Origin of the sequence: Loktanella fryxellensis, from assembly GCF_900110065.1 — a bacterium.
GTDB lineage: Bacteria > Pseudomonadota > Alphaproteobacteria > Rhodobacterales > Rhodobacteraceae > Loktanella > Loktanella fryxellensis.
Map to the genome: position 1 here is coordinate 165,316 of NZ_FOCI01000002.1, position 10,983 is coordinate 176,298.

Annotated in this window: 10 protein-coding genes; 7 read left to right on the forward strand and 3 right to left on the reverse strand. The window is 69.2% G+C overall.

Features of this window, described 5'->3' with window-relative positions:
• Positions 1-78 precede the first annotated feature (78 nt).
• Positions 79-1,332: a DNA polymerase IV gene (locus BMX16_RS03180; RefSeq protein ID WP_089898628.1), complete on the reverse strand. Its 1,254-nt coding sequence runs from the start codon at positions 1,330-1,332 to the stop codon at positions 79-81.
• 22 nt (positions 1,333-1,354) lie between these two features.
• Here BMX16_RS03180 and BMX16_RS03185 point away from each other — a divergent pair, with 22 nt between their 5' ends.
• From BMX16_RS03185 to BMX16_RS03205, 5 genes are all read left to right on the forward strand, one after another.
• Positions 1,355-1,813 (forward strand): NUDIX domain-containing protein, encoded by a 459-nt coding sequence (locus tag BMX16_RS03185; protein WP_089898630.1) that lies wholly within the window; start codon positions 1,355-1,357, stop codon positions 1,811-1,813.
• A gap of 246 nt (positions 1,814-2,059) precedes the next feature.
• Positions 2,060-2,662, forward strand: a complete 603-nt coding sequence (locus tag BMX16_RS03190; RefSeq protein ID WP_089898632.1) for a CDP-alcohol phosphatidyltransferase family protein — start codon at positions 2,060-2,062, stop codon at positions 2,660-2,662.
• Between the two features lie 11 nt (positions 2,663-2,673).
• Positions 2,674-3,870: an ABC transporter substrate-binding protein gene (locus BMX16_RS03195; protein WP_089898634.1), complete on the forward strand. Its 1,197-nt coding sequence runs from the start codon at positions 2,674-2,676 to the stop codon at positions 3,868-3,870.
• 119 nt (positions 3,871-3,989) lie between these two features.
• Positions 3,990-5,675 carry an ABC transporter permease gene (locus tag BMX16_RS03200; protein ID WP_089898635.1) on the forward strand — a complete coding sequence of 562 codons (1,686 nt, stop codon included), beginning with the start codon at positions 3,990-3,992 and terminating at the stop codon, positions 5,673-5,675.
• A complete protein-coding gene (locus BMX16_RS03205; protein ID WP_089898637.1) occupies positions 5,668-6,303 on the forward strand; it encodes an ATP-binding cassette domain-containing protein in 636 nt (211 codons plus the stop codon). Before BMX16_RS03200 ends, BMX16_RS03205 begins: the two co-directional genes overlap by 8 nt.
• Positions 6,304-6,397: 94 nt before the next feature.
• Here the strand turns inward: BMX16_RS03205 and crtC are convergent, their stop codons facing one another.
• Positions 6,398-7,276, reverse strand: a complete 879-nt coding sequence (crtC, locus tag BMX16_RS03210) for a carotenoid 1,2-hydratase (RefSeq protein WP_089898719.1) — start codon at positions 7,274-7,276, stop codon at positions 6,398-6,400.
• Positions 7,240-8,781, reverse strand: a complete 1,542-nt coding sequence (gene crtD, locus BMX16_RS03215) for a 1-hydroxycarotenoid 3,4-desaturase CrtD (protein ID WP_089898639.1) — start codon at positions 8,779-8,781, stop codon at positions 7,240-7,242. The genes crtC and crtD overlap by 37 nt, the downstream gene beginning before the upstream one ends.
• Positions 8,782-8,887: 106 nt before the next feature.
• On the opposite strand from crtD, the gene BMX16_RS03220 reads away from it, so the two are divergent.
• Positions 8,888-9,763: a polyprenyl synthetase family protein gene (locus tag BMX16_RS03220; protein WP_089898641.1), complete on the forward strand. Its 876-nt coding sequence runs from the start codon at positions 8,888-8,890 to the stop codon at positions 9,761-9,763.
• Positions 9,760-10,890 carry a methyltransferase gene (locus BMX16_RS03225; protein WP_089898643.1) on the forward strand — a complete coding sequence of 377 codons (1,131 nt, stop codon included), beginning with the start codon at positions 9,760-9,762 and terminating at the stop codon, positions 10,888-10,890. Before BMX16_RS03220 ends, BMX16_RS03225 begins: the two co-directional genes overlap by 4 nt.
• The last annotated feature ends 93 nt before the right edge of the window (positions 10,891-10,983 follow it).

Genomic DNA, 10,983 nt, shown 5'->3' on the forward strand with positions numbered 1-10,983 from the left:
TCAGCGCAGCGCGCGCCCCTTGATGCCTAGCGCAGCGCGCGCCCCTTGATGCCTAGCGCAGCGCGCGCCCCTTGATGCCTAGCGCAGCGCGCGCCCCTTGATGATCGCGTCGGCACCGAACCGCTGCCGGATCGCGTCCGCAGCGCGCTCTGCCGCCACCCGCCGGTCCGCCTGCGGATCCAAGAGGTCGCCGCTGGGGTCCGCCAGATGCGCACCCGTCAACTCCGAGATGCCGACGCCCAGCAACCGATAGGTGGGGTGCGGGGCGGCCGCATCGAACAGGGCGCGTGCCGTGCGATAGATGGTGTCGGCGATCTGCGTGGGATGCCGCAGGGCGTGCCTGCGCGTGATCAGCCCGTGATCACTGCGCTTCAGCTTCAGCGTCACGACGCGCCCCGCCAGATCCTTGGCCTTGGCCCGCGCGCTGACCTTTTCCGCCATGCGCCAGATATGCCCGTCGAGGATGTCGACATCGCCCGTGTCCGCATGGAACGTCGTCTCGTTCGACAATCCGCGCACAGGCACGTGGGCGCTGATGCGCCGCCCGTCCTGTCCGCGCGCCAACTGCCACAGCCGGTCGCCCATGCCGCCGAAACGGTCGTTCAGATCGCGCCGGTCCCAGCGCAGCAGATCGTCGAAGGTGCGGATGCCCGCCTGCGCCAGACTGTCCTGACCGACTTCGCCGATGCCCCAGATCAACCGGACGGAGCGGGGCCGCAGGAATTCCGTCGTTTCGGCCTGCCCGATGATGGAAAAGCCGCGCGGCTTGTCCAGATCGGATGCGACCTTGGCCAGAAACTTGTTGTGGGACAATCCGATGGAGCCTGTCAGCCCCAACTCGTCCTTCATCCGCTTGACCAGCCGCGCCAGCATGACGGCGGGCGGCGCGCCGTGCAGTCGCGCGGTGCCGGTCATGTCGAGGAACGCCTCGTCGAGGCTGAGCGGCTCGACCACCGGCGTCAGGTCGTCCATCATCGCCCGGATCGCGCGGGACGCGGCCACATAGGCGTCGAACCGCGGCTTCACGATGACCGCATCGGGGCACAGCTTCAGCGCCTGGAACATCGGCATGGCCGATTTCACGCCGCGGATGCGGGCGACGTAGCAGGCGGTCGATACGACCCCGCGCCGTCCGCCGCCGATGATGACTGGCTTGTCGGCCAGTTCCGGGTTGTCGCGCTTTTCCACGCTCGCATAGAATGCGTCGCAGTCCATGTGCGCGATGGTCAGATCGAAGAGCTCTGGGTGGCTGGTCATGCGGGGACTGCCGCAGGCCGGGCAGCGCCGACCTGTGTCGTGTGTTGTCAGGCAATCGCGGCAAAGGCTGGGCATGGGATCAATCTAGGGGGTGCGCATGACGACGGCAACGCAGGACCCGTCGGGTTTCGACGGGGCCAAGGTCGCGCTGTTTCTTGGTCGGCGGCTGTTGCTGATCCAGCGCAACGATCGCCCCGATATCCCGTGGCCCGGCCAGTGGGATTTTCCCGGCGGCAGGCGCGAAGGGGCCGAGACGCCGTTCCAGACCGTCCAGCGCGAAACACGCGAGGAGGTGGGGCTGACCCTGACCCCCGCCGACGTGATCTGGCAGCACCGCAGCCTGCGCGGCGATGGTGCGATCGTCTGGTTCTTCGTTGCACGCCTGCCCGCCGGGTCCTGCGTGACCTTCGGTGACGAGGGACAGGGCTGGCAGCTGACCGACACGACCACGGCCCTGCACATGACGGACCTGATCGGCACTTTGCAACAGCGCCTCGCCCTGTGGATCGCGGGGCAGGCCGCGTGCGACCCCGCGTATGCCGGACTGTCCAACTGACACGGCCTTGCACCGCACCGCCTGCCGCACCCGGACTGCCATCGCCGCCGTGGGGCGTCCCATCCCGCCCCTCATCTTGCCGCAAATACTCCGGGGGGCGGCGCGTGCTGCGCCGGGGGGGGGGCTGGCCCCCCAGCACCCTCGATGCGATAACTGCCGGCCATTGCAACCGCCTCACGTTGCCGTGGCCCGGATTGCGCTGTGCCTCCCGCTCGGTCACAACGACGTCATCGCTAGGATCGCCACATGCTCGACCGTTCCGCCCGCCGCCTGATCGACCCGCCGTTGAACCGCCTCGGTGCGGTCCTCGCGGCGCGTGGCTGGACCGCGAACGGCGTGACCCTGCTGGGCCTCGCCCTCGGCCTTATCGCCGCACTGACCATCGCGCTGGGCCAACCGCTGCTGGCGCTGCTCCCGCTGCTGGCGAGCCGTCTGGCGGACGGCCTTGACGGGGCGGTGGCGCGCGCGAGCCATGGCACCGACTTCGGCGGCTATCTCGACATCGCGTGCGACTTCGCCTTCTACGGTGCGGTGCCGCTGGCCTTTGCCGTGCTCGATCCCGTCAACGCCCTGCCAGCCGCCTTTCTGCTGGCCGCGTTCTACTTCAACGGCACGTCCTTCCTCGGCTATGCAATCCTCGCGGAAAAGCGGGGGATCACCACGCAGGCGCAGGGGATCAAATCGCTCTACTACTCCAACGGCCTGTTGGAGGGGACCGAGACGATCCTCCTCTTCGTGGCCCTCTGCCTGTTTCCCGCCGCCTTCGCCCCGTTGGCCTGGGTCTTCGGCGCGCTCTGCTACCTTACCGCCACCCTGCGCCTCTATGGTGCGTCCAAGTTGTTCACATGAAAGGTATACCCATGCGGTCCTTCGCCCTGCTCGCAGCGCTCGCGCTGCCCACCGCCACGCTGGCCCAGACCGATCCCACCGATTGGGATGCCGTCACGGCGGCTGCCCGCGGCCAGACCGTCTATTGGAACGCCTGGGGCGGGTCCACACAGACCAACGATTTCATCGCATGGATCGCCGACAAGGTGGCCGAAGAGAACGGCGTCACGCTGGAACACGTCAAGCTGACCGACACCGCCGACGCGGTCACCCGCGTGGTTGCCGAAAAGCAGGCGGGCACCGACACCGACGGCGCCATCGACATGATCTGGATCAACGGCCCGAACTTTGCCGCGATGAAGGAGGCGGGCCTGCTGTTCGGCCCCTTCGCCGAGGCGCTGCCGAACTGGCAATACGTCGATACCGCCGGCAAGACCGTGCAGACCGACTTCACCATCCCCACCGTGGGCTACGAGAGTCCCTGGGCCATGGCGCAGGTCGTTTTCGACTACGACAGTGCCGATCTGGAACCGCTCGGGTCGATGCAGGCGATCCTTGAATGGTCCACCGCCAATCCCGGACGGTTCACGTATCCGCAGCCGCCGGACTTTCTGGGCACCACGTTCCTGAAACAGGTGCTGGTCGATCTGCTGGACGACCCTTCCGTCCTGCAGGAACCCGCCACCGATGAAACCTACGCCGAGGTCACCGCCCCGCTGTGGGACTATCTCGACGCGCTGTCGCCGACCCTGTGGCGCGAGGGGCGCGCCTATCCGGCCACCGGCACCGCCATGTTCCCGCTGATCGCGGACGGAGAGATCGACCTGTCGATCTCGTTCAGCCCCGGTGCGGCGACGGCGGCGATCGCCAACGACGAACTGCCTGACACGGTGCGCACCTTCGTGCTGGACAAGGGCACGATCGGCAACGCGAGCTTCGTGGCGATCCCCTACAACTCCGGCAGCGTTGAAGGGGCGATGGTCATAGCCAACGCCCTGCTGTCGCCAGAGGCGCAGGCCCGCGCGCAGGATCCGAACCTGCTGGGTTATAGCACGGTATTGGCGCTGGACACGCTGGATGCCGACCAGCGTGCCCTGTTCGACGCGCTGGATCTGGGCATCGCCACCCTGTCGCCGGAGGAACTCGGCACCGTGCAGGACGAACCACACCCCAGCTGGATGACCCGCATCGCGGCGGACTGGGACACCCGCTACGGTGTAGCCCAGTAAGCCGTTTGGCAAGGCGGTCTGTCGGATATGGCGTCCTGCCTTGCCATAAAGAAGCCGATTACCCTGATTTACCGTGTCAGCTTGATCCCTGCATCGTGCCATGACGTGGCCTTCCTGACATGAGGCTGCTGCCGATCGTTCCGGCGCTGACCCTGCTGGTCATGCTCGGTCCCGTCGTCGCAGGACTGTGGGGCACCGTGCGCGCGGCCTTCGGCCACCTGCCAGGCGCGGGGCTGACGGGGCCGAACCTCGACGCGTTCCGGGCGCTGGGCGACTGGCCGGGCCTGCCGCGCGCCGTGATGCTGTCGGTCACCACGGGCTTCGGCACGACGCTGATCGCGCTCGCGCTGGTCGTGCTGCTGGTCGCGGGCTGGTCCGGCACGCGCGCCTTCGCCGCGCTGGAACGCCTGCTGTCGCCGCTGCTGAGCGTGCCGCATGCGGCGGCGGCGTTCGGGCTGGCGTTCCTGATCGCGCCGTCGGGCTGGATCGCGCGGCTGATCTCGCCGGGGTTGACCGGATGGGACCAGCCACCGGATTGGCTGATCGTGAACGATCCCCTCGGGTTGGCGCTGATGGCGGGCCTGGTAGCCAAGGAGGTGCCGTTCCTGTTGCTCATGACGCTGGCGGCGCTGGCGCAGGCCGACACCCGGCGCGCGGGGGCCGTCGCCGCGGCGCTGGGCTATGGGCGCACGACCGGCTGGCTCAAGACCGTGTTCCCGCGCGTCTATGCGCAGATCCGCCTGCCGGTCTATGTGGTGCTCGCCTATGGCATGAGCGTGGTGGACGTGGCGCTGATCCTCGGCCCCGGAACGCCGCCGCCGCTGTCGGTGCAGATCGTGCGCTGGATGGGCGAGCCGGATTTTTCGGCGCGCCTGCTCGCTTCGGCGGCGGCCCTGCTGCAGCTGGGGCTGGTGGTGGGGGCGCTGGTGGCTTGGCGGCTGGGCGAAATCGCGGTGGCGCACCTTGGCCTGCGCTGGATCGCCAGCGGCCACCGGGGCGTGCGCGACGCTGCGGTGCGCGGCGCAGCGCTGGCGGGGGCCGGCGTGGCCGCCTTGTCGATCCTGCTGGGGCTGGCGGTGCTCGCGGTGTGGAGCGTGGCCGGTTTCTGGGGATTCCCGGATGCGCTGCCCGAGGGGTTCACCCTGCGGACATGGATGCGGCAGGGTGACGACGTGCTGGCCGCCGTCGGAGAGACGGCGCTGATCGCAGGCGTCGTCACCGCCGCAGCGCTGGTGCTGACCATCGGCTGTCTGGAGGCCGAGGTGAGGCATGGGCGGCGGCTGACGCAGCGGGGGCTATGGCTGCTTTATCTGCCGCTGCTGGTGCCGCAGACGGCGTTCTTGCCGGGATTGCAAGGGCTGTTGTTGGGCGTCGGTGCCGATGTGGGGCGCGCGCCGGTGATGCTGGCGCATCTGGTGTTCGTGCTGCCCTATGTGTTCCTGTCGCTGGCCGACCCGTTCCGGGCATGGGATGCGCGCAACGGCGCGGTGGCGGCGGCACTGGGGGCCGGCCCCGACGGCGTGCTGTGGCGGGTGCGGCTGCCGATGCTGCTGCGACCTGTCCTGACGGCAGCGGCGGTCGGTCTTTCGGTCAGCGTCGGGCAATACCTCGCCACGCTGCTGATCGGTGGCGGTCACGTCGCCACCTTGACGACCGAGGCTGTGGCCCTGTCGTCCGGCGGCGACCGCAAGGCGATCGCTGTCTTCGGCCTGATGCAGACGGGGGCCGCGTTGATCCCTTTTGCGCTGGCCCTGATGATACCCGCGCTGGTCTGGCGCAACCGCAGGGGGCTGCAACATGGTTAAGGGTCTGACGCTGGACCGCATCGCGATCACAAAGGGCGGCGTCCCGCTGGTGGCACTCGACCGCCATATCGCGCCGGGACAGGTGCTGACCGTGATGGGTCCGTCCGGCGTCGGCAAATCGACGCTGCTGTCGGTCGTGACGGGCACGCTGCCAAACGCGTTCGCCTGCACGGGCCGGGTCCTGCTGGACGGACGCGACATCACGCGGCTGCCGCCGCACGACCGCAGGGTCGGCATCCTGTTCCAGGACGATCTGTTGTTCCCGCACCTGTCGGTGGGCGCGAACCTGATGTTCGGGCTGGCCCCGGGCGGCGACCGGGCGGCGCGGCGCGCGCGCGTCGCGCAGGCGCTAGAAGAGGTCGATCTGGCAGGCTTCGCCGACCGCGACCCCGCCACCCTGTCGGGCGGCCAGAAGGCGCGGGTCGCCCTGATGCGGATGCTGCTGGCCGACCCCTGCACGCTGTTGCTGGACGAGGCGTTCGGTCGCCTCGACACCGTGCTGCGCGCGCAGGTCCGCGAGATGGTCTTCGCCCGCGCACGGGCGCGGGCGCTGCCGGTGCTGATGGTCACCCACGATGCCGCCGATGCAGAGGCGGCGGGCGGCGATGTGGTGACGCTGGGCAACTGAGCGTCCGGGGGCGGGGCAGGGGGATGCAGCCCCCGGCGCGTGCCGCGCCACCCCCGGAGTATCGCGGGCAAGATGATCCGCAAGAGGCCGGTCGTTACGTCAGCGGATGCGGCCACCGGCTGCGGCGAGGGACGCGGGCTGTCAGCATCGCCTTGACCACCGGGTTGCGGAACCGGGTCAGGTCCAGCGCCTCGTGAACGCCGGTGACGGTTTCGCCATCCAGTACCGTCTGCACGGCGGACCGACTGTAGAACGGGGCATCGAGCATCGCCATGACCTGCCGCGGTGTCGTGCCCGGGTCGGCGCGGGTGGCGCGGCGGATGCGCCAGCCGGTCGCGGCGAAGTCGGTGTTTGCCGGCGCCGTGGTAAGACTGGCGCTGCCATCCGGGCCGAACGCGATCGCGGTGTCGAGCGTGCTGCCGTCGCGGCGCACCGCGTCATAGAACACCGTGGCCCCCGTGGCGGTGGGATAGCGGCCCCAGGTCCAGCGGTCGAAATCCACTTCGAGCGCGCGGGTGCCGAAGTTGGCGTCGTGATAGCCGTGGCCGGACCATTGCCAGCCCTTCGCCTCCAGATCCACGGCGATGCGCGCGACGGGGGCGAAGGGCCGCCAGACGTGGGCCCCGTCCGGCGTCAGCAACAGTTCCGCGCCGGTCACCGCCTGCGGCGTCAGGGTGATCGTGCCGCGCACGCGACCGATCACCGGCGGGCCGCTGACCTCGTCGATGGTGATGACTAGGTCGCGACCGGTCCAGTGCATCTGCGACGGGCCGATGAGCAGGGTGTCGGCGGTCCGGTGCAGGGCTTGCCGCCCCCGGTCGGTCATCGTGAACCGCCCGCCGGGACCGTATGTGGCCACGTTAAAACAGCAGTGGTTCGCGGGATCGCGCCGCCCCGACCACGCATACCACGGGCTGAACACCGATCCGACGAACCCTATGACCGAGATCGCCCGAAGACCGTCGTCACTGATGCCGTCGACATACCACCACGCATAGCCGTCCGGCGGGACGGCCGTGTCGAAGCGAGGTCCTGCAGCATCGCCGCGGCCGCATGCTGGCCGGAGAGTGTCGCCATCGGCACCCCCGCCCCCGGATGCGCCCCGCCCCCGCACAGATAGAGGCCTGGCACCGCCGTCCGCGCGAGCGGACGCTGCAGCGCCGATGTCAGACCCTGCGGCGACCGTCCGTAGAGCGACCCCCGACTGCCCGGGAACAGCGCCGCGAAGTCCGCCGGTCCCGTCACCGTCACCGGTCCCGGAGAGAAGGTCAGGCCGAAGCGGCGCAGGCGGTCGAAGATCAGGGATTGGCATGAGAATTCCTCGGGCGGTGTGTCGGAAGAGAGCGGGGCTGCGTTGCGGATGATCTCGAACCGCTGCAGCGCGCCGGGGGCGGCGGCGGCGTCCTGCGCGCAGATGTAGAGCGTGGCATCCTGCGGGATGCCGCCTTTGACGATCGCGTCGAATTCCGCCTCGGCCTTGTCGGCGAAAAAGACCGTGTGATGCGCCAGGGCCACCCCCGTGGGCACGGCGGCGAAACTGGCGACATGCGCGGACAGGCTGCGCGGGAACACGGCCTTGTGCGGCACGGCGGGGCGGGCGGCCTGTCCCAGCAGCCCGTCGTGCAATGCGGCTGGATCGCCGTTGAACAGCACCATGTCGGCGTCGATCCGGCCCGCGTCGGTGTCGATGCCGGTGACGCGGTCGCCCTGCCGGACGATCTGCGTGACCGTCGTGTCATACCGCAGGTGCGCGCCGAACCCGGCTGCAAGGCGCGCGACGGTGGCAGCCAGTGCGTGCATGCCGCCGTCCACCGTCCAGACGCCGCGTGCCTCGGCGTCCCAGATCAGCGACAGCAGGGCAGGTGCGGCCGCGGGCCTGCCGCCGACATAGGTGGCATAGCGGGCAAAGAGTTGCGCCAGACGCGGTTCGCGGAACGACGCGGTCGCAAGCTGCGCCAACGTCTGGTGCGGCGCCATGTCGGCCAGCAGGCGGGGTTGGCGCATCACCTGCAGCGCCAGCCGCGTCTGTGACGGCGTAGGGGACTGCATCATCGGCCCTTCGAACGCGGCCATCAGGCGTGCGGCGCGGGTACTGAAACGGCGGAAGTCGTCGGCGCTGGATCCCCCGAAGGCGGCAGCGATCCGCGCTGCACTCTCGTCGGGATCGGCCATCAGATCGAAGGTGGAGCCATCGCTCCAATAGTGGCGCGCCAGCGTAGCGAGCCGCCGCAGGGTGACATGATCGGACAGGGTCAGGCCGACATCGGCAAAGAGCGCCTCGAACACCGGCAACATCGTCAGGACGGTCGGTCCTGCATCGACGGGACCCGCAAGGGTCGGAAGGGTACGCATCTTGCCACCCGGTGCCGCCTGTCGTTCGACGACGGTCACATCGCATCCGGCATGGGCCAGCCGCAGGGCGGCACTCAGCCCCCCGATGCCTGCACCGACGATCACGATTCGAGTCTTGGTCCTCATGACACCTCCTTGATGTCCAGTGTTGACACATCGGGCAGATGTGTCCAGTCTAGTTGACAGTGCATTGTCCAAAAATATTGACACTTTCTGAAAGCAGGAGCTTGCCATGCGATTGTCGGACCGGATCGACCTTGCGGTCACGCATGCCGTGCGCATCGGGCAGGCCCATCCGGCGCCATCCCGTCTGTCGGCGGCCCTGCATTATGCGGTGACGCCGGGCGGGGCGCGGATCAGGCCGACGATCCTGCTGTCGGTGGCCATGGCCTGCGGCGACGACCGCCCGGCGCTTTCCGATGCCGCGGCCGCCGCGCTGGAGGTCATCCATTGTGCCAGCCTCGTGCATGACGACCTGCCATGTTTCGACGACGCCGACACCCGTCGCGGCAAGCCTGCGGTGCACCGCGCCTTTGGCCAGCCCATTGCGGTGTTGACGGGCGACAGTCTGATCGTGATGGGATTTCAGGTGCTTGCCCGTGCCGCACATCTGGCCCCCGACCGCGCCATGGCGCTGATCGACGTGCTGGCGACCCGGACCGGCATGCCGTTCGGCATCTGCGCCGGTCAGGGCTGGGAGGGGGAGGCCGAGATCGACCTCGCCGCCTATCACCGCGCCAAGACTGGCGCCCTGTTCATTGCGGCGACGCAGATGGGGGCCATCGCCGCAGGGCAGGACGGCGCACCTTGGGCGGAACTCGGCGACCGCATCGGCGAGGCCTTTCAGGTCGCCGACGATCTGCGCGACGCGCTGTGCGACGACGCCGAACTGGGCAAGCCCGCCGGGCAGGACGACCTGCACGGGCGTCCCAACGCGGTGGCGCAACTGGGCATCCACGGCGCGGTGGCACGATTCGACGATGTGCTGAGTGCGGCCATCTCCTCGATTCCCGCCTGCCCCGGCGAGGCGGCTTTGGCGCAGATGGTGCGCACCTATGCGGACCGTCTGGTGCCAGCCGTGGCGCGCACGGCCATCCCCGGCGAATGACCGACATCGCCGCCCCGATCCCCGCCGTACAGCGCATGACCCTGCGCCAGCGCCTGATCCGGCTTGTCGCCGACCCCGCATTCCAGGCGCGTGCCGCGCGTCTGCCGCTGCTCCGCCGTATCGTGCGGCGCGAGGGGGACGCCATGTTCGATCTGGTGGCCGGATTTTGTCACAGTCAGGTGCTGCTGGCGCTGGTGCGCCTCCACATCCCCGCGCAACTGCTTGACGCGACCGCCGGCACCGCCACGCTGGCCGCCCGTGCGGCCATGCCCGTCGACCGGATGACCGTTCTGCTGAATGCCGCGGCGTCCCTTGGTCTGGTCAAGCAGATCCGCGATCACTGGTCGCTGACCGTGCGCGGCGCGGCGCTGGCGGGGGTGCCCGGCCTGCAGGGGATGATCGCGCATCACGATGTCCTTTACCGCGACCTGTCCGATCCGGTCGCGTTCTTTCGCGGGCAGGTGCGGACGGAGCTGGCCGATTTCTGGCCCTATGTCTTCGGTGCTGGCGGTGCGACCGATCCGGGCGTGACCGCGACTTATTCCGCCTTGATGGCCGACAGTCAGGCGCTGGTCGCCGCAGACACGATCGCCGCGGTGGACTGGACCCGCAGCCAGCACGTCATGGACGTGGGCGGCGGGACCGGCGCATTCCTGACCGCCCTCGGGCTGGCACAAGCGCATCCGCGGCTGACGCTGTTCGATCTGCCGGCCGTCGCCCCGGCGGCCGCGGACCGCTTTGCCGCCGCAGGTCTGACGCCACGCACGACGATTCGTGCCGGTTCGTTTCGCGACGCGGACCTGCCTGTGGGCGCCGATACCATCACCCTCGTGCGCGTCTTCTACGACCATGCCGACGCCACCGTCGCCGCCCTGCTGGCGCGCGTCCATGCTGCGCTGCCGCCGGGCGGACGTCTCGTGATCTCAGAGCCGATGACGGGCGGCGCTGCGCCGACCCGGGCGGGCGACGCCTATTTCGCGCTCTACTGCATGGCGATGCGCACGGGGCGCGCGCGGTCTGCTGCGCAGATCGGCACGCTGCTGGGGCAGGCTGGTTTCGTGCAGATCTTTTCGCCTGCAGGTGCGCGTCCGGCCATCACCACGGTGCTGACGGCGACACGCCACTGACACAGTCGCGGATCACGCTCTGCAATCTGTCTATTCACGTTGACATTATAAGCTGTCTAGCTAGACTTACACATACAGACGCCGGACTGGCGC